The following is a 17,592-nucleotide window of genomic DNA, read 5'->3' on the forward strand; positions in this document are numbered from 1 at the left end:
ATGGCACGCATCAAGAAGGGCGACCAGGTCATCGTCATCGCCGGTAAGGACAAGGGCAAGACCGGCCGCGTTCTGGAGGTCCTCAAGGGCACTGACCGTGTCATCGTCGAGGGCGTTCAGCGCGTGACCAAGCACACCAAGGTGGGGCAGTCCCAGCAGGGCGCCCGCACCGGCGGCATCGAGACCGTTGAGGCGCCCATCCACGCCTCCAACGTCATGCTCGTTGACCCCAAGACGAAGAAGCGCACCCGGGTGGGCTTCCGCGTCGAGGAGGGCGTGCGTCCCGACGGCCGCAAGCGCACCGTCCGCGTGCGTTACGCCAAGAAGAGCGGGGAGGACCTGTGACCATGGCTGAGAAGACCACCCCCCGTCTCAAGACGAAGTACACCGAGGAGGTGCGCCCCGCCCTGCTCAAGGAGTTCCAGCACGGCAACGTGATGGAGGTCGGGCGCGTCGTCAAGGTCGTCGTCAACATGGGTGTGGGCGAGGCCGCCCACGACTCCAAGATGATCGAGGGCGCCGTGCGCGACCTCGCCGCCATCACCGGCCAGAAGCCCCAGGTGACTCGGGCCCGCAAGTCCATCGCGCAGTTCAAGCTGCGTGAGGGCATGCCGATCGGTGCGCACTCCACTCTGCGCGGCGACCGCATGTGGGAGTTCCTGGACCGTCTGGTCTCGATCTCGCTGCCCCGTATCCGCGACTTCCGCGGTCTGAGCCCCAAGCAGTTCGACGGGAACGGCAACTACACCTTCGGTCTGACCGAGCAGGCCGTCTTCCACGAGATCGACCAGGACCAGATCGACCGCGTCCGCGGCATGGACATCACCGTGGTGACCACGGCCAAGACCGACGAGGAGGCCCGCTCGCTGCTCAAGCAGCTCGGCTTCCCCTTCAAGGAGAAGTGAGATGGCGAAGACCGCACTGATTGAGAAGGCGAACCGCAAGCCCAAGTTCGGTGTCCGTGCCTACACGCGCTGCCAGCGCTGCGGCCGCCCGCACTCGGTCTACCGCAAGTTCGGCCTGTGCCGTATCTGCCTGCGTGAGATGGCCCTTCGCGGCGAGCTCCCGGGCGTGAGCAAGTCCAGCTGGTAAGAACTTACGTCGCAGGTCCGCTGAGGAAACCACGACGAGGAAGGGCCAAGGCCCACTCATGACAATGACAGACCCCATCGCAGACATGCTGACCCGTCTGCGCAACGCAAACAGCGCCTACCACGACACCGTGTCGATGCCGTCGAGCAAGCTCAAGGTGAACATCGCTGAGATGCTCAAGTCCGAGGGCTACATCGCCGGCTACGAGGTCACGGACGCCGAGGTCGGCAAGACGCTCACGCTGAGCCTCAAGTACGGAGCCAACCGCCAGCGGGCCATCCAGGGCCTGCGCCGGATCTCCAAGCCCGGCCTGCGCGTCTACGCCAAGTCCACCAACCTGCCCAAGGTCCTCGGCGGCCTGGGAGTGGCGATCCTGTCCACCTCCTCCGGCCTCCTGACCGACAAGCAGGCCGAGTCGCGTGGCGTGGGCGGCGAAGTCCTCGCCTACGTCTGGTAAGAGAAGGAACGGAGGAAAACCATGTCTCGTATTGGACGGCTCCCCGTTCCGGTTCCTGCCGGAGTGGACGTCACCATCGACGGCCAGGACGTGACGGTCAAGGGCCCCAAGGGCACCCTGTCCCGCACGATCAGCGAGCCCCTGAGCGTCACCCGCCAGGAGGACGGCTCCATCCTGGTCACGCGCCCCGACGACGAGCGCCGCTCGCGCTCGCTGCACGGACTGTCGCGCACCCTCATCAACAACATGGTGATCGGCGTCACCGAGGGCTACTCCAAGCAGCTCGAGATCGTCGGCACCGGTTACCGCGTCGCCGCCAAGGGCCAGGGCATCGAGCTCTCCCTCGGCTTCTCCCACACCGTGACCGTCGAGCCCCCCGAGGGCATCACCTTCACGGTCGACGGCAACCTGAAGATCACCGTCTCCGGTATCTCCAAGGAGCAGGTCGGCGAGGTCGCGGCGAACATCCGCAAGATCCGTCCGCCGGAGCCCTACAAGGGCAAGGGCGTGCGCTACGCCGGCGAGAACGTGCGCCGCAAGGTCGGAAAGGCTGGTAAGTGACCATGGCTTACTCGATCAAGAGGGGCAAGGGCAACCCCCGCGCCATCGCCCGCAAGATCCGTCACCAGCGCGTGCGCAAGCACATCTCCGGCACGCCCGAGCGCCCCCGCCTGGTGGTCACCCGATCCAACCGCCACATGGTGGCTCAGGTCGTGGACGACACCATCGGTCACACCCTGTGCGCCGCCTCCACCCTGGAGGAGGCCGCCAAGGGCGTCGAGGGTCACAAGGTGGGCGCCGCCCACAAGGTCGGCGAGCTCATCGCCGAGCGTGCCAAGGCGCTGGGCATCGAGGCAGTCGTGTTCGACCGCGGCGGCAACAAGTACCACGGCCGTGTTGCGGCCGTCGCCGAGGGCGCCCGCGAGGGCGGCCTGAAGCTGTGAGCACTAAGACGACGAGAAAGCAGAGGAACATCTGATGGCTGCACCGCAGCGAGACAGGTCCGCGTCGTCCGACGGCTCGGCCCAGCGCGAGAACGACGAGCGCCGGGGCGAGGGCCGCGGCCGCCGCGACCGCAACAACGACCGCCGTGACCGTGGTCGCGGCAACGACGACAAGTACATCGAGCGCGTCGTCACCATCAACCGCGTGTCCAAGGTCGTCAAGGGCGGCCGCCGCTTCACCTTCACGGCCCTTGTGGTCGTCGGTGACGGTGAGGGCACCGTCGGCGTGGGCTACGGCAAGGCGAAGGAAGTTCCCGCCGCCATCGCCAAGGCCGTCGAGATCGCGAAGAAGAACTTCTTCCACGTCCCGATGATCCGCCGCACCATCCCGCACCTGGTCCAGGGCGAGGACTCCGCCGGAGTCGTCCTCCTGCGCCCGGCGTCCCCCGGTACCGGTGTTATCGCCGGTGGTCCGGTGCGCGCCGTGCTGGACTGCGCCGGTGTCCACGACATCCTGTCCAAGTCGCTGGGCTCCTCCAACGCGATCAACATCGTGCACGCCACGGTGGACGCCCTCAAGCAGCTCGAGCAGCCCGAGGCCGTCGCGGCCCGCCGTGGCCTGCCCCTGGAGGACGTCGCCCCGCAGTCCATGCTGCGGGCCCGCGCCGAGGGCGAGGCCGACAAGCGCGCTCAGGCCGAGAAGCAGGAGGCCGAGAAGGCCGCTGAAGGAGTGGGTGCGTGATGGCTGAGTCCGCATCGAAGCAGATGACCAAGCAGCTCAAGGTCACTCAGGTCCGCTCTGGCATCGGGGGCACCCACCGCCAGCGCGAGTCCCTCAAGACCCTGGGTCTGCGCAAGATCCGCCAGTCCGTCGTGCGCGAGGACAGCCCCAGCGTGCGCGGCCTGATTGCCACGGTGCACCACCTGGTCACCGTTGAGGAGGTCTGAGATGGCTGACACTGAGAACACGCAGCAGGAGAAGGTGCGCGTCGTCAAGCTGCACCACCTGCGTCCCGCCCCCGGAGCCAAGAAGGCCAAGACCCGCGTGGGTCGTGGTGAGGCGTCCAAGGGTAAGACCGCCGGTCGCGGAACCAAGGGCACCAAGGCTCGTTACCAGGTCCGTCCTGGCTTCGAGGGTGGCCAGATGCCGCTGCACATGCGTCTGCCCAAGCTGCGCGGCTTCCGCAACCCCAACCGGGTCGAGTTCCAGCCCGTGAACGTCGGCCGCATCGCCGAGCTGTTCCCCGAGGGCGGCACGGTGACCGTGGAGGACCTCGTCGCCAAGGGTGCGGTTCGCAAGAACCAGCTCGTCAAGGTTCTCGGCGGCGGCGACGTCACCGTGGCCCTGACGCTCACGGTCGACGCCTGGTCCGGCTCCGCCAAGGAGAAGATCGAGGCCGCCGGCGGCACCATCGCCACGCGCTGAACGCCGGTCAGGCCGTGCCCAACAGGGGTGACTCCCTGACGGAGCGGTCCTGACGCATCGCGAGATCACAGACCCCGGCGGTCCAGGGAAACCTGGGCCGCCGGGGTCTGCCGTGCCCCGACGTCGAACAGAGAAACGACTCCCGCACGCCGGCGGCGAGGTGCCTTGGATCACCCCGGGCCGGCTCACCGGGACGAGACGTGAGAAAACCCGCACCTCAGCCACGTTGCAAGCCCGTCTCAGCGCCCGGGTGACGAGCTCGGCGGGGTAGTCTGGGCCGGGCGCAGTTCCCCTGCGCCCCGCCTTGCTGCCCGCAGGGCCGAACCCACCCCCGAGTCCACAGGAGATCGAGTGCTCAGCGCGTTCACTCAGGCGTTCAGAACGCCAGACCTCAGGGCGAAGCTGCTCTTCACCCTCGGCATCATGGCCCTGTTCCGGCTCGGGTCCATCCTGCCGGCACCCGGCGTCAACCTGGCCAACGCCAAGCAGTGCATCGCCGCAGCCAAGGATCAGAACCTTCTCAGCCTCGTCAATGTCTTCTCCGGTGGTGCGCTGCTTCAGCTGAGCATCTTCGCGCTGGGCATCATGCCCTACATCACCGCCTCCATCATCATCCAGCTCCTGCGGGTCGTCATCCCCCGCTTCGAGGAGCTCCACAAGGAGGGGCAGGCGGGCACCGCCAAGCTCACCGAGTACACCCGTTACCTCACCATCGGCCTGGGGCTGCTGCAGTCCAGCACCATCGTGGCCACGGCCAAGAGCGGCAGGCTCTTCCAAAGCTGTGATAAGAGGATAGCCACGCAGATTATCTCCGACGACTCGGTCATCACTCTGCTGCTCATCATCATCACGATGACCGCCGGCACCGGCCTCATCATGTGGCTGGGCGAGCTCATCACCGAGCGCGGCATCGGCAACGGCATGTCGCTGCTCATCTTCACCTCCATCGTGGCCCAGTTCCCCTCCAACATGTTCTCCATCGCCGGAGGCAACAACGGTGCGACCAACTTCGCCATCATCGTGGCCGTCGTCCTCCTGGCCACCCTCGCAGTCGTGTACATCGAGCAGGCCCAGCGGCGCATCCCCGTGCAGTACGCCAAGCGGATGATCGGGCGGCGCCAGTACGGCGGGTCGACCACCTACATCCCAGTCAAGATCAACACCGCCGGCGTCATCCCCGTCATCTTCGCCTCCTCGATCCTGGCCATGCCTCAGCTCATCGCCGGCTTTGGCAATGACAGAAGCGCGTGGGTGCAGTGGATCATGAGGAACCTGCAGCAGACGCACCCGATCTACCTGACCGCCTACGGCGTCCTCATCCTGTTCTTCGCCTTCTTCTACACGGCCATCACCTTCGACGCCGAGGAGATCGCGGACAACATGAAGCGCTACGGCGGCTTCATCCCCGGCATCCGTGCCGGCGAGCCCACCGTGCGCTACCTGTCCTACGTCATCAACCGCATCACGACGGCCGGCTCCATCTACCTGGTGGTCCTTGCCCTCATCCCGACGCTCGCCGTCATCTGGCTGGACCTGGCTCACCACCTGCCCTTCGGCGGAACCACTATCCTCATTATGGTGGGTGTGGGTCTTCAGACCGTCAAGGAAGTCAACTCCCAGCTGCAGCAGCGTCACTACGAAGGGTTCTTGTCATGAGCGCACGTATGGTTCTTCTCGGTCCCCCCGGAGCGGGCAAGGGCACCCAGGCCGCCCGGATCGCCGAGCGCCTGAACATCCCGGCCATCTCCACCGGAGACATCTTCCGCGCCAACGTCGCCGGGGCCACCGAGCTCGGCACCCAGGCCAAGGCCTACATGGACAAGGGCGAGTACGTCCCCGACTCCATCACCAACGCCATGGTGGCTGACCGCATCGCCCAGGCCGACTGTGAGAACGGCTTCCTCCTGGACGGCTACCCGCGCACCACCGCGCAGGTCGGCGAGCTCGACTCCATGCTGGAGGCCTCGGGCCTGGCCCTCGACGTCGTCGTCGAGATCACCGCCGACGCCGAGGCCGTCGTCGCCCGCCTGCTCAAGCGGGCCGGCGAGCAGGGGCGCGCCGACGACACCGAGCCCGTCATTCGCCGCCGCCTCGAGGTCTACGCCGAGTCCACGGCGCCGCTGGCCGACCTCTACGCCGAGCGCGACCTGCTCGTCCAGGTCGACGGCATGGGCGAGATCGACGTCGTCACCGGCCGCATCATGGAGGCCCTCGCCTCCCGCGGCGTCACCGGCTCCTGAAGCCCACGCTCACCGGCGGGTCGTCTGCTCACGCGGACGACCCGCCTGCGCATGCTCCGGTGTGTCCCCGTATCTGACGGGGGAGCCGGAACCGCCCCAGGCCACAGGCCCAGCCCGCTCCACACGACCCAGGAGGCACCCGTGCTCTCACGCGAACAGATCCAGATCAAGACGCCGGAGCAGGTCCGCCTCATGCGCCGGGCCGGGCTCGTCGTCGCCGACATCCACGCCGCTCTGCGCGAGGCGGTGCGCGCCGGCATCACCACCGCCGAGCTCGACACCGTCTCGGCCGGGGTCATCGAGGCCGCCGGCGCCCACTCCAACTTCCTGGGCTACTACGACTACCCGGCCACCGTGTGCATCTCCGTCAACGACGAGGTCGTCCACGGCATCCCCGGTGAGCGGGTCCTGGCCGACGGAGACCTGGTCACCTTCGACTGCGGCGCCTACATCCTCGACGATGACGGCACCCAGTGGCACGGCGACGCCGCTTTCACCACCGTCGTCGGCGGGACGTACCTGAGCGAGACGGACCGGCTCGTGGACACCTCCACCAGGCAGGCCCTGTGGGAGGCCATCGCCGCCGTCGCCCGCGCCGCAGCGGGGGAGGGGCGCGGACGCCAGCTGCGCCTCAACGCGGTCGGCGACGCCGTCGAGGCCGTTGTCGCCGACGTGGCCGAGCGGGAGGGCCACGAGCTGGGGATTCTCCAGGAGTACGTCGGCCACGGCATCGGCACGAGCATGCACATGGCTCCCGACGTCCTCAACTACTCCGTCAAACGGCGCGGTCCCCGCCTGCGCCCCGGCATGGTGCTGGCCATCGAGCCCATGCTCACCGCCGGCAGCCCGGCCACGCGCGAGCTCGACGACGGCTGGACCGTCGTCACCCGGGACGGCTCCCACGCCGCCCAGTGGGAGCACACCGTCGCCATCGTCCCCGGCGGCGTGTGGGTCCTCACCGCGCCCGACGGCGGCGCCGAGGGCCTGGCCCCCTACGGCATCGAGCCCAAGGCACTGGGCTGAGACGCTGAGGCGGGACCTGCTGCGAGGGCGCGTCGGAATCCGAGGCGCCCAAAGGCCGAGAACGCACCCTAGGGCCCGTGGACTGTGACCGCGATGTGCGTCGTCGAGGGCGGGGGTGCGTCCTCGACAACGCACGCGCCTACGGTGTGTCAGGAAACACCGCGTAATCGCGCCATCTGGCATGGTGGAGCCCGGGCCGTCTGCCGTAAAGTTATCCGCTGGACGCGCGTCCGTCGATGACGCATGCCCTCATGCCGCATTCACGACCCTGGCAACAGGGGTCCGCGGTGAGGTCTGCGCAACGGCGACCGCGGCTGCCCGGCGGCGACGTCGTCGGGGTGAACTCGAGCGAGAAAGCACCGATGGAGGAACATGGCTAAGAAGGACGGAGTCATCGAGGTCGAGGGATCGGTCGTCGAGGCCCTTCCGAACGCGATGTTCCGGGTGGAGCTGAGCAACGGGCACGTCGTGCTCGCGCACATCTCCGGAAAGATGCGGCAGCACTACATCCGCATCCTCCCCGAGGACCGGGTGGTCGTGGAGCTGAGCCCCTACGACCTGTCCCGCGGCCGAATCGTCTACCGGTACAAGTGACATGTCGGTTCCCAGAGCCGGCGGAGGAACATCATGAAGGTCAAGCCGAGCGTCAAGAAGATCTGTGACAGCTGCAAGGTGATTCGTCGCCACGGCCGCGTCATGGTCATCTGCGAGAACCCGCGGCACAAGCAGCGTCAGGGCTGAGTCCCCGGCGCCGGGCCGCCCAGAGATCTGGACGGCCCTTTCCAGCACCCATCCCAGCGCACCCGCACCGCGGGTCCGCAACCCCCGGTTCTCGGAGGCCGGGGCCACCAGGCGAGGTGGGGGAGATGGGTGACGACCTCCGGGAGCACACAGGAGAACCACACCGTGGCACGCATTTCCGGTGTCGACCTGCCTCGCGAGAAGCGAGTCGAGGTCGCACTCACCTACATCTTCGGGATCGGACGCACCCGCGCGGACGAGACCCTGAAGGCGACGGGCGTCAACCCCGACACCCGCGTCAAGGACCTCACCGAGGAGGAGCTGGTCAAGCTCCGCACCCACATTGACGGCAACTACCAGGTTGAGGGTGACCTGCGTCGTGAGGTTCAGGCGGACATCCGCCGCAAGATCGAGATCGGCTGCTACCAGGGCCTGCGCCACCGCCGCCACCTGCCGGTGCACGGTCAGCGCACCAAGACCAACGCGCGTACCCGCAAGGGCCCCAAGCGCACCGTGGCCGGTAAGAAGAAGGCCAAGTAAGCAGCAGCTCGCGCCCCGCCCAGTTGAGGGCGCAGTGACGACCTCATCACGAAGAAGGAAGAATGCCTCCCAAGACCCGCGCCGCCGCGCGCAAGACGCGCCGCAAGGACCGCAAGAACGTTACCCACGGTCACGCCTACATCAAGTCCACCTTCAACAACACCATCGTCTCGCTGACGGACCCGCAGGGCGCCGTCATCGCCTGGTGCTCCTCCGGCCAGGTCGGCTTCAAGGGCTCGCGCAAGTCGACCCCCTACGCCGCCCAGCTCGCCGCCGAGGCCGCCGCCCGGCGCGCCCAGGAGCACGGCATGAAGAAGGTTGACGTCTTCGTCAAGGGGCCGGGCTCCGGCCGCGAGACCGCGATCCGCTCCCTCCAGGCCGCCGGCCTCGAGGTCGGCTCGATCACCGACGTCACCCCCCAGGCCTTCAACGGCTGCCGCCCGCCCAAGCGCCGTCGCGTCTGAGCTTCACGGGACGACGGCGCAGCAGGTTGCTGCGTCGTCGTCCCACCACGTTCCGCCCCCACGGCGGGACGCGGAGTAGGGCCGGCCCGGTCGGGTCGGTTGCTCCACCCATGAGGAACGGCGTCATATAGCGGGCGCCGCGACGAAAGGAAACCACGTGCTCATTGCACAGCGACCCACGCTCACCGAGGAGGTCGTGGTCGAGGACCGCCGCTCGCGCTTCGTGCTCGAGCCCCTCGAGCCCGGCTTCGGCTACACGCTCGGCAACTCCCTGCGCCGCACGCTGCTGTCCTCCATCCCGGGGGCGGCCGTGACCAGCGTCCGCATCGACGGGGTGCCCCACGAGTTCCGCACGATCCCCGGGGTCAAGGAGGATGTCGCCCAGATCATCCTCAACATCAAGGAGATCGTCCTGTCCTCGGAGAACGACGAGCCGGTCGTCATGTACCTGCGCAAGTCCGGTCCGAGCGAGGTCACCGCCGGTGACATCACCCCGCCAGCCGGCGTCGAGATCCACAACCCCGACCTGGTCATCGCCACTCTCAACGAGAAGGGCAAGCTGGAGATCGAGCTGACCGTCGAGCGCGGCCGCGGCTACGTCTCCGCCAACCAGAACAAGGACCCCAACGCGGAGATCTCCCGCATCCCGGTGGACTCGATCTACTCGCCGGTCAAGAAGGTCTCCTACTCCGTTGAGGCGACCCGTGTGGAGCAGCGCACCGACTTCGACCGTCTCATCGTCGACGTCGAGACCAAGTCCTCCATCACCCCGCGTGACGCCCTGGCCTCCGCCGGTAAGACGCTCGTGGAGCTCTTCGGCCTGGCCCGTGAGCTCAACGTCGAGGCCGAGGGCATCGAGGTCGGCCCCTCGCCGATCGACGAGGCCTTCCAGCAGGACCTGGCCCTCATGATCGACGAGCTCGACCTGCAGGCTCGCTCCTCCAACGCCCTCAAGCGCGAGGGCATCCACACCGTCGGTGAGCTCGTCTCGCGCAGCGAGGCCGACCTGCTCGACATCCGTAACTTCGGCGCCAAGTCCATCTCCGAGATCAAGGACAAGCTGGCCGAGCTGGGGCTCTCCCTCAAGGGCTCCCCGGTCGACTACGTCTCGGACGACGACTACGCCAACCCCACGTTCAGCGACGAGACCCAGGCCTGAGCCGGCTCGTTATTCACCTAGGAGACAACCATGCCTCGCCCCACTAAGGGTCCCCGTCTGGGCGGCAGTGCCCAGCACGAGCGTCACCTGCTCGCCAACCTGGCCACGCAGCTCATCGTCCACGAGTCGATCAAGACCACGGAGGCTCGCGCCCGCCGCCTGCGTCCCTACGTCGAGAAGCTCATCACCAAGGGCAAGCGCGGTGACCTGCACGCCCGCCGCACCGTGCTGAAGAAGGTGACGGACAAGTACGCCGTCTACCGCCTCTTCGAGGAGCTCGCCCCCAAGTTCGAGGGCCGCGAGGGCGGTTACACCCGCATCATCAAGACGACCCCCCGCAAGGGCGACAACGCCCCCATGGCGGTCATCTCCCTGGTGCTGGAGCCGGTTGCCCGCAAGGAGATCGTGGACGACGCGGTCGCCACCGCCAAGAAGGCCGCCCAGAAGGCCGTCGCCGACGAGGACAAGGCCGAGAAGAAGGCCACGACCGAGAAGGCTGAGGAGAAGGCCGACAAGGCTGACAAGGCCGAGAAGGCTGAGTACGCCGGCGCGGTTCGTCTCGAGGAGGGCGCCACTGACGCTCCCGACGACGACCACCTGGTCAAGGGCAACGAGGACTCCATGAAGTACCACGTCCCCGGCTCGCGCTGGTACGACGCCACGGTCGCCGAGGTCTGGTTCGCCAGCGCCGAGGACGCCGAGGCCGCGGGCTTCGCCCCCGCCGGCGGCGCCTCCGCCCAGAAGGTCGAGAAGTGAGCCAGAGTTGACGCTCTGAGCGAGAACTCCGGGGAGGGCCGGTCACCTGATGGTGGCCGGCCCTCCCTGTGTGCTCGGTGGATGGTGACTGACGGCGTCGTCACCGGTCGGGTCCTGAAGCGTCCCTGAGGTGAAAGCGGCCTGCCTGCGCCGGCTCCCCGCACCAGCCGACGCTCACCTCCCAGACAGCCGGTGACTGGGCGAGGCTGATGAGAGAGCCGAGAAGATCAGCGCGGGGACTGGCAGATCGGGGTCCTTCGTGTCGGGGGACCTTGATCGAGGACGTACTTCTCCGACGAGAACTGCGATGTCCTGCAGACCACTGGGGGTGGAGTGCAGTCATTTGTGGGAAAAGTACGTTCCGGACGGAGAACGCAGTCCCCGATCCGCCCGGCTTCGCGTTCCACGCGTGCGCCCCGCACCGCCGCGCCGGCGCCGCCCCTCAGAAGCTCCCGACGAAGGCCTCCGGGCGTCTGCGGGCCAGGATCCGGTAGAACGTCACTACCTCCTGAACCGTGGCCAGGGCATCATTCGCACGCTCGGCCCGGCTGAGGTCGATGATGACGGAACCTGGGTGGCGCTCGGCCAGCTCCCTTCCGGCTCTCGGTGGCCTTCCGGATCGTCGCCAGTGCCTCCTGCCGCTTCCCTGACTTCCTTTTTCAGAGCCCCTGTTCAGGTCCCGTGGCTGACGCGGTCTAGCCGGGCGGCGTCGTCGGACACGGACGGAGACGCAGGGGTGGAACGCGCCATGTCACCGGCCCTCCCCGAAGCGCATGACGAGCATGTCGCGCTCGTGCCGCAGACGGGAGGACTCCTCAACCAGTCCGCAGAACTCCAGGATCGTCGCGTTGACGTCAAGCGCGTTGATGAGGGAGTGGCTGAAGGACTGCGGATCGTGGTCGGAGAGGCCGCGAAGAAGAGCCGTGGCCTCCCGGGAGGCGGCCAGCGCCTCGTCGTTCCGCTCGGCGTTGGACAGGCGCTTGGCCAGATCGATGAGTTCCGTGGAGAGCCTGTGGGAGTGTGCGGCCGGGTTGTGCTGCGCCAGGCTCCGATAGAGCGAGACCATCTCCTGCTCGGCGACCAGTGCCTCGTCGAAACGCTCGCCCCGGGTCAGCACGATGACGAGGTTATTCAGAGCCTTCCCGAAATCGGAGGTGTACTGACCGGGGGTCTCCCAGATCAGTCGCCTGTACAGGGTGACTGCCTCCTGCGCAGTGTCCGCGGCCTCCCTGTACTGCTCGGCACCGGCCAGGTGACCGGTCAGATTCGTCAACGATGCTGCGAGCTCACCGGCGTAGGTGCCGGGATCGGACTGAACCAGTCTGCGTCGGATGCTGACGACCTCCTGAGCAGCGGCCAGCGCCTCGTCGCGCCGCCCGGTGCCGCGCAGCCGGTTGGCGAAGGTGTTCAGGGCCATGGTGAGTCCGGAGGCGTGGGCCGAGAAGTCGGCCTGCGCCAGGTGCCGGTAGAGGTTGACGGACTCTTCGGCAGCGGCTATAGCCTCGGCTTCCCGCTCGGCCGTGTGGAGGTCGATCGAGAGGTTGTTCAGCGCCTCGGCGAGCTCTGCGGTGTGTGCGCCAGGGTCGATCTGCGCCAGGTGACGTCGGATGCTGACGACCTCCTGGGCGGTGTTCAGGCCCTCGTCCTGATAGCCGGCCTCGCCCAGGCGCACGGCGAGAAGATTCAGGGCCGTGGCGAGATCGGCAGTGTAGGCGCCGTTGGACCGCGCCAGGTCACGCAGGACACCGACGGCGTTACGCGCGGCAGCGACAGCCTCCTCCGATCTGCCGGAGTGCGACAAGCCGGCACTGAGATCCAGCTGTTGGGAGGCGTAGTCGTGCCGGGCTCTGTCCTGTGGGTAGGAGACGGACATACGACGGTTCTTTCAGAGCGGGGGCGAGTGCGCTCAAGAGTTTAGCGAGGCTCATCGGCTCAGAGGCGGGGTGGAGGCGGGGAGTGGTCTCCATCAGCGGGGCCCTCAGCCCGTCGACGCGAGTGGTCGGATGACTCAGAACCCGTCGACGGAGGTCTCCAGAGCCACATCCTCCGTCACGGCCTTGATTTCCTGGCGGATGCGGGCGGCGTCGGCCTCCTTACCCGCCCACTCGAGGACTGAGGCGTAGGTTCCCAGCGCTCCGGCGAGCCCCCGGCCGAAGTCCTCCGGGCGCCTGCGGGCCAGACCCCGGTAGGCGATGACCGCCTCCCGTGCGGTCTCCAGGGCCTCGCCCCGGTGACCGGCCTCGGCCAGGCGCTTGGCGAGCCGGTGCAGGCACGGGGCCAGCGCCGGGGCATGAGTCGCCGGGTCGCGCTCGGCCAGCTCCCGGCGAATCTCCGCCGTCTCCCGGATCGCGGCCAGCGCGGCGGAGCGATCCCCGACATCACCCAGGCACGTGGCCAGGTTGTGCAGGCATGCTGCCAGGTCCGGTCTGTAGGCGGCCGGATCAACCTGAGCCAGGCTCCGGTAAAAGGTGACCGCCTCCTGCACCGCAGCCAAGGCCTCGTGCGCACGCCCGGCCCGGCTGAGGTTCAAGGTGAGGATATTGAGTACCCGAGCCAGGTCGGCGGTATGAGGAGCCGGGTTGGTACGGACCAGCCGCCGGTAAATGTCGATGGCCTCCCAGGCCATCACGAAGGACTCCTGCAGCTGCCCGGCCGTGTACAGGTAGACGGCGAGGACGTACAGGGACTCGGCCAGGGCCGGGGTGTCAGTGCCGGGACTGCTGCTCACCAGAGTGCGCCGAATGCTGACCACCTCCCGCGAGGCAGCCAGCGCGCGGTTCAGGCTGCCGCCATCACGCAGGCAGGCGGCCTGGACCGTGAGGGTGTCGGCCAGGTCGGGCAGGTGGGTGTCGGGGGCACTGTGGGCCAGAGCGCGAGCGAGGTCGACCGCCTCCTCGGCCGCGGCGAGCGCCTCACGGTGCCGACCCGCGTCGCTCAGGCGCCGAGCCAGCGTCCCCAGGGCGTGGGCAGCCTTCGGCGAGTAGAGCGCCGGCGTGCGGTGGGCCAGTCCCCGGTAGAGCGCAGCGGCCTCCTCAGCCGTCTCCAGGGCCTCGGTTCGGCGCCCAACGGAGGCCCCACAGGCGGCCAGCACCTCCAGGGCTCCGGCAAGATCACCGGTGCACGAACCGATTTCCTCCTCATCGAGGCGCCGGTAGAGACCCACGGCCTCCCGGGCAAGCTCGAGGGCCTCATCGACGTAGCCCACCGCGCGCAGCCTGGGAGCCAGACGCGCCAGGTCCGCCGCGAGCCGGCGCGTGTGCACCTCTGGATCAGTCCGGACCAGACGCCGTAGGACAGTCAGGGCCTGCTGGGCGGTGACGACGGCGCTGCTGGGCCGACCGGACTCACTCAGACAGCAGGCGAGCGTGACCAGAGCCTGAGCCAACCCGGTCTCCTCATCGAGGGGATCATCCCGCCTCAGGCCCCGGTAGAGGTCCACGGACTCCTGCGCGCTGGCCAGGGCGTCACGCAGATCCCCGGAAGCGCTCAGGTCGACGGCGAGGCGGCACAGCGCCTGCGCCAGACCGGAGGCGTGGGCGTCGTAGTCGTGCCGGGTCAGGCGCCGTCGGATCCGGACCGTTTCCTGTGAGACCGCAACCCCCTCACGCCTGCGGCGGGTCTCGCGCAGGCGGGCTGCCATGACGGAGAGCCCCTCAGCGAGATCGGGCAGGTACGTGCCCGAATCGAGCCGGGCCAGGCCCCGGAGAACCTGGCAGGCCTCCCGTGCGGCATCCAGCGCCTCCCCCCGACGGCCCGACTCGGCCAGGCGCTCACTGAGCTCCAGCAGCCGACCGGCGCGAGCAGCCCACTCGGGGGCAACGCAAGGGGAGGTCGACACGTCCGACAAGCCTCAGGAACTGGGGAAATGGTGGTGGGCTCACGCTAAACGGTGCGTGAGCGCCGCCGCGATGGGGAGACATCACCAAAGGCGCGCCCGGCCAGGGGCTCCTTTAGAATCGGCGCTGTGCTGGCGGTGGGCCGGCGGGGTGCCGGCGGCTGCCGGCAGGACAGGCACGGTGACGACAGGGAAGGGAGCCGGTGTGAACGCGCTGTTCAGCCTGAACCACGTGGGGGTTCAGGTCGTCGCGATGCTCGCCACCTTCCTCCTGTGCCTGACGCTGGGTGCCGAGCGCCATCTGCGCCACAAGGACGCCGGCGTCAAGACGCACGTCCTGGTGGGACTGGGCTCGTGCCTGTTCACCCTCGTGTCCGCCTACGGCTTCGCCCCGATCACCGGCTCGGATGTCGCGGTGGACCCCAGCCGTGTGGCCGCGCAGATCGTCTCCGGCATCGGCTTCCTGGGCGCTGGGGTCATCTTCGTCAACAACGACACCGTCCGGGGCCTGACCACTGCCGCGACCGTCTGGCTCAGCGCCGCCATCGGTATGGCCTGCGGGGCGGGCATGATTCCCCTGGCGGCCACGGCGGTCGCGCTGGACTACATCGTCGTCCTGCTGCTGGGTCCCCTCACCTCGCGCCTGCAGCGCCGCCGCGGCGAGGTGACCGTGCGCATCGACTACGAGGTCGGCCGCGCCATCATGCCTGAGATCCTCCAGGCGGCCACGGCCTCCGGCTTCACGGCCACCCTGGAGGAGACCGAGATGACCCGCGGCGAGCACGGGCGCACCATGAACGCCGTCATGCGCTTCCACGGGCAGCGGCCCGCCGCCCACCTCATCGAGTCCCTCTCCGGGCTCGACGGTGTCGACGGTGTCGAGTGCCTTGAAGGAGGCCGGCTCGACTGACTCGGCCGTTGGGGCAGCCTGGGGCGTGGCCGGTCGGCTGCGCACCCGGGTCGGGATTACATGTCGTATCGGGGCCGTTCCTTGAGCCGTGATGATCGCATCCTGACCGCATCATCTTCGACAGAGCGCGGGTTTCACCAGGAAAGCACGTCCTCGATTGGAGCCGGCCCATTGCGGTGGGGCTCCTACCTGCCGGTCCACGCGCTGGCTGCCTCGACGCGGTCCACCGGTCCACGCCGAGCCGCCAGATCCGAGTGGAATCGTCCGGAGGTGTCCAAATCTGTGACAAAGGCTCAGGAGGAGTTCATGCTGACGAGCAGAAACCGCATGATTCCAAAGTTCTCACCAGCGAGGCCAAGGGCTCTGGAGGCCCTTTGTCACAGATTTGGACATCCTCGGCCGTGTTGACACCCGATCCATGCCCGGTGAGCCGGGGCCTGAGCCGAGCAGGCCCCGGCTCACTGTCCAGGTACCAACCGACGTGGGCCTGCGCCCGACTGACTTCGGCCGGCCCAGGTGTCCCCTACTCCAGGGCGCGGATGATGGCCTCGACCGTGTCCTTGGCGTCGCCGAAGAGCATCGAGCTGTTCTCCCGGAAGAAGAGCGGGTTGTTGACCCCCGCGTAGCCGGTCGCCATGGAGCGCTTGAAGACGATGACCCGGCTGGCCTCCCACACGTGCAGCACCGGCATGCCCGCGATCGGGGAGCCCGGCTCCTTGGCGGCCGGGTTCACGGTGTCGTTGGCGCCGATGATGAGGACGACATCGACCTCATCGAAGGAGTCGTTGACCTCATCCATCTCCAGGACGATGTCGTAGGGGACCTTCGCCTCGGCCAGCAGCACGTTCATGTGCCCGGGCAGGCGGCCCGCCACCGGGTGGATGCCGAAGGTGACCTCCACACCCTCCGAGCGCAGCATCTCGGTCAGCGTGGCCACCGGGTACTGGGCCTGGGCGACGGCCATCCCGTAGCCGGGGGTGATGACCACGCGCCGAGCGGACTGCAGCAGGTGGGCCACCTCGCCGGCAGTGGTTTCGTGCACCGTGCCCTCCTGCCCGGAACCGCTGGAGGCGGCGCTGGTGGAGTCGGTCCCGTAGCCGCCCAGCAGCACTGAGACGAAGGAACGGTTCATGGCCTGGCACATGAGGTAGGACAGGTAGGCCCCCGAGGATCCCACCAGTGCCCCGGTGATGATGAGCAGGTCGTTGTCCACCATGAAGCCGGTGAAGGCTGAGGCCCACCCCGAGTAGGAGTTCATGATCGAGACGACCACCGGCATGTCTCCGCCGCCGATGGCCAGCACCAGGTGCGCACCCAGCGCCAGCGCGATGAGCGTCATCACCGCCAGGAGGGCCCAGCCCGCTCCGGAGCCGGCCGGCGCCATCATGAACCCCGCCATGAGGACCAGGGAGCCGATGAGCGCCCCCAGGTTGAGCAGGTTGCGCCCCGGCAGCGTCAGCGGCCGTCCCGGTACCCGGCCGGCCAGCTTGAGGGCTGCCAGGACCGAGCCGGTGAAGGTCACCCCGCCGACGAACACGCCCAGGAAGACCTCACCCAGGTGGAAGGCCCCCAGCGAGGCGGACAGGGTGTCGGGGGAGACGTAGGAGTTGTAGCCCACCAGGACGGCCGCCAGCCCCACCAGCCCGTTGAGCACGGCGATGAGCTGGGGCATCCCGGTCATGGCCACGCGCCTGGCCACCACCAGCCCGATGACCGAGCCCAGGGCCAGCCCCATGGCGATGAGCAGCAGCGTGGGCAGCACGCCGCGTGCCGGGTGGCTGCTCAGGGCCAGGCCGATGGCGGCCAGCACCGCAACGCCCATGCCGACGGCGCCCGCCACGTTGCCGGCCACGGCCGTCTCATGGCGGGACAGCCCGGCCGCGGCCAGGATGAACAGGATCGCGGCGGCGATATAAGCCAGGACCACCGGCGAGGGCAGCGACGGTACGGCGGCGATCAACATGCTCGACGAGGTGGCCGGCATCAGGATGTGAGTCATCATCTG

At 68.3% G+C, this 17,592-nt stretch carries 22 protein-coding genes; 19 read left to right on the plus strand and 3 right to left on the minus strand.

Annotated features, from left to right (window positions below):
• From rplX to rplQ, 18 genes are all read left to right on the plus strand, one after another.
• Positions 1-345 carry a 50S ribosomal protein L24 gene (gene rplX, locus RIV14_RS00185; RefSeq protein WP_003781892.1) on the plus strand — a complete coding sequence of 115 codons (345 nt, stop codon included), beginning with the start codon at positions 1-3 and terminating at the stop codon, positions 343-345.
• 2 nt (positions 346-347) lie between these two features.
• On the plus strand, positions 348-905 hold the full coding sequence (rplE, locus tag RIV14_RS00190) for a 50S ribosomal protein L5 (RefSeq protein ID WP_009396382.1): 558 nt from the start codon (positions 348-350) through the stop codon (positions 903-905).
• A 1-nt stretch (position 906) separates the two neighbouring features.
• Positions 907-1,092, plus strand: a complete 186-nt coding sequence (locus RIV14_RS00195; protein WP_003781856.1) for a type Z 30S ribosomal protein S14 — start codon at positions 907-909, stop codon at positions 1,090-1,092.
• Between the two features lie 58 nt (positions 1,093-1,150).
• Positions 1,151-1,549 carry a 30S ribosomal protein S8 gene (gene rpsH, locus RIV14_RS00200; protein WP_003781870.1) on the plus strand — a complete coding sequence of 133 codons (399 nt, stop codon included), beginning with the start codon at positions 1,151-1,153 and terminating at the stop codon, positions 1,547-1,549.
• Positions 1,550-1,570: 21 nt separating this feature from the next.
• The gene (rplF, locus tag RIV14_RS00205) at positions 1,571-2,110 is read left to right on the plus strand and encodes a 50S ribosomal protein L6 (protein WP_003781878.1); all 540 of its coding nucleotides are present in this window, start codon (positions 1,571-1,573) and stop codon (positions 2,108-2,110) included.
• 2 nt (positions 2,111-2,112) lie between these two features.
• Positions 2,113-2,493, plus strand: coding sequence for a 50S ribosomal protein L18 (rplR, locus tag RIV14_RS00210; RefSeq protein ID WP_003789309.1), 381 nt, complete (start codon positions 2,113-2,115; stop codon positions 2,491-2,493).
• A 34-nt stretch (positions 2,494-2,527) separates the two neighbouring features.
• Entirely contained in the window at positions 2,528-3,235 is a 708-nt protein-coding gene (gene rpsE, locus RIV14_RS00215) for a 30S ribosomal protein S5 (RefSeq protein ID WP_003781868.1), read from the plus strand.
• Entirely contained in the window at positions 3,235-3,441 is a 207-nt protein-coding gene (gene rpmD / locus RIV14_RS00220) for a 50S ribosomal protein L30 (RefSeq protein ID WP_009396392.1), read from the plus strand. The genes rpsE and rpmD overlap by 1 nt, the downstream gene beginning before the upstream one ends.
• Position 3,442: 1 nt before the next feature.
• Positions 3,443-3,919 (plus strand): 50S ribosomal protein L15, encoded by a 477-nt coding sequence (rplO, locus tag RIV14_RS00225; RefSeq protein WP_075371545.1) that lies wholly within the window; start codon positions 3,443-3,445, stop codon positions 3,917-3,919.
• A 351-nt stretch (positions 3,920-4,270) separates the two neighbouring features.
• Positions 4,271-5,575 (plus strand): preprotein translocase subunit SecY, encoded by a 1,305-nt coding sequence (gene secY, locus RIV14_RS00230; protein ID WP_075371546.1) that lies wholly within the window; start codon positions 4,271-4,273, stop codon positions 5,573-5,575.
• Positions 5,572-6,159, plus strand: coding sequence for an adenylate kinase (locus tag RIV14_RS00235; RefSeq protein ID WP_178387804.1), 588 nt, complete (start codon positions 5,572-5,574; stop codon positions 6,157-6,159). The genes secY and RIV14_RS00235 overlap by 4 nt, the downstream gene beginning before the upstream one ends.
• Before the next feature lie 141 nt (positions 6,160-6,300).
• Positions 6,301-7,182 carry a type I methionyl aminopeptidase gene (gene map, locus RIV14_RS00240; RefSeq protein WP_075371548.1) on the plus strand — a complete coding sequence of 294 codons (882 nt, stop codon included), beginning with the start codon at positions 6,301-6,303 and terminating at the stop codon, positions 7,180-7,182.
• Between the two features lie 372 nt (positions 7,183-7,554).
• Positions 7,555-7,776: a translation initiation factor IF-1 gene (gene infA, locus RIV14_RS00245; protein ID WP_003781847.1), complete on the plus strand. Its 222-nt coding sequence runs from the start codon at positions 7,555-7,557 to the stop codon at positions 7,774-7,776.
• A 33-nt stretch (positions 7,777-7,809) separates the two neighbouring features.
• Positions 7,810-7,923 carry a 50S ribosomal protein L36 gene (rpmJ, locus tag RIV14_RS00250; RefSeq protein WP_003781903.1) on the plus strand — a complete coding sequence of 38 codons (114 nt, stop codon included), beginning with the start codon at positions 7,810-7,812 and terminating at the stop codon, positions 7,921-7,923.
• A gap of 165 nt (positions 7,924-8,088) precedes the next feature.
• Positions 8,089-8,463 (plus strand): 30S ribosomal protein S13, encoded by a 375-nt coding sequence (gene rpsM, locus RIV14_RS00255; protein WP_070661560.1) that lies wholly within the window; start codon positions 8,089-8,091, stop codon positions 8,461-8,463.
• A 62-nt stretch (positions 8,464-8,525) separates the two neighbouring features.
• Positions 8,526-8,927: a 30S ribosomal protein S11 gene (gene rpsK, locus RIV14_RS00260; RefSeq protein ID WP_003781888.1), complete on the plus strand. Its 402-nt coding sequence runs from the start codon at positions 8,526-8,528 to the stop codon at positions 8,925-8,927.
• A 157-nt stretch (positions 8,928-9,084) separates the two neighbouring features.
• On the plus strand, positions 9,085-10,086 hold the full coding sequence (locus tag RIV14_RS00265; protein WP_003789324.1) for a DNA-directed RNA polymerase subunit alpha: 1,002 nt from the start codon (positions 9,085-9,087) through the stop codon (positions 10,084-10,086).
• A gap of 30 nt (positions 10,087-10,116) precedes the next feature.
• Positions 10,117-10,842, plus strand: a complete 726-nt coding sequence (gene rplQ, locus RIV14_RS00270; RefSeq protein ID WP_075371549.1) for a 50S ribosomal protein L17, sunset domain variant — start codon at positions 10,117-10,119, stop codon at positions 10,840-10,842.
• A 751-nt stretch (positions 10,843-11,593) separates the two neighbouring features.
• On the opposite strand, the gene RIV14_RS00275 is transcribed toward rplQ, so the two are convergent.
• Together RIV14_RS00275 and RIV14_RS00280 are read right to left on the minus strand one after the other, a co-directional pair.
• Positions 11,594-12,715 (minus strand): tetratricopeptide repeat protein, encoded by a 1,122-nt coding sequence (locus RIV14_RS00275; protein WP_075371550.1) that lies wholly within the window; start codon positions 12,713-12,715, stop codon positions 11,594-11,596.
• A 135-nt stretch (positions 12,716-12,850) separates the two neighbouring features.
• Positions 12,851-14,680 carry a tetratricopeptide repeat protein gene (locus RIV14_RS00280; RefSeq protein ID WP_143223278.1) on the minus strand — a complete coding sequence of 610 codons (1,830 nt, stop codon included), beginning with the start codon at positions 14,678-14,680 and terminating at the stop codon, positions 12,851-12,853.
• Positions 14,681-14,858: 178 nt separating this feature from the next.
• Here RIV14_RS00280 and RIV14_RS00285 point away from each other — a divergent pair, with 178 nt between their 5' ends.
• The gene (locus tag RIV14_RS00285; RefSeq protein WP_075371552.1) at positions 14,859-15,587 is read left to right on the plus strand and encodes an MgtC/SapB family protein; all 729 of its coding nucleotides are present in this window, start codon (positions 14,859-14,861) and stop codon (positions 15,585-15,587) included.
• A gap of 523 nt (positions 15,588-16,110) precedes the next feature.
• Here the strand turns inward: RIV14_RS00285 and RIV14_RS00290 are convergent.
• Positions 16,111-17,589 (minus strand): NAD(P)(+) transhydrogenase (Re/Si-specific) subunit beta, encoded by a 1,479-nt coding sequence (locus RIV14_RS00290; protein ID WP_075371553.1) that lies wholly within the window; start codon positions 17,587-17,589, stop codon positions 16,111-16,113.
• Positions 17,590-17,592 lie beyond the last annotated feature (3 nt).

Source organism: Actinomyces acetigenes, assembly GCF_031296635.1.
GTDB classification, from domain to species: Bacteria; Actinomycetota; Actinomycetes; order Actinomycetales; family Actinomycetaceae; genus Actinomyces; species Actinomyces acetigenes.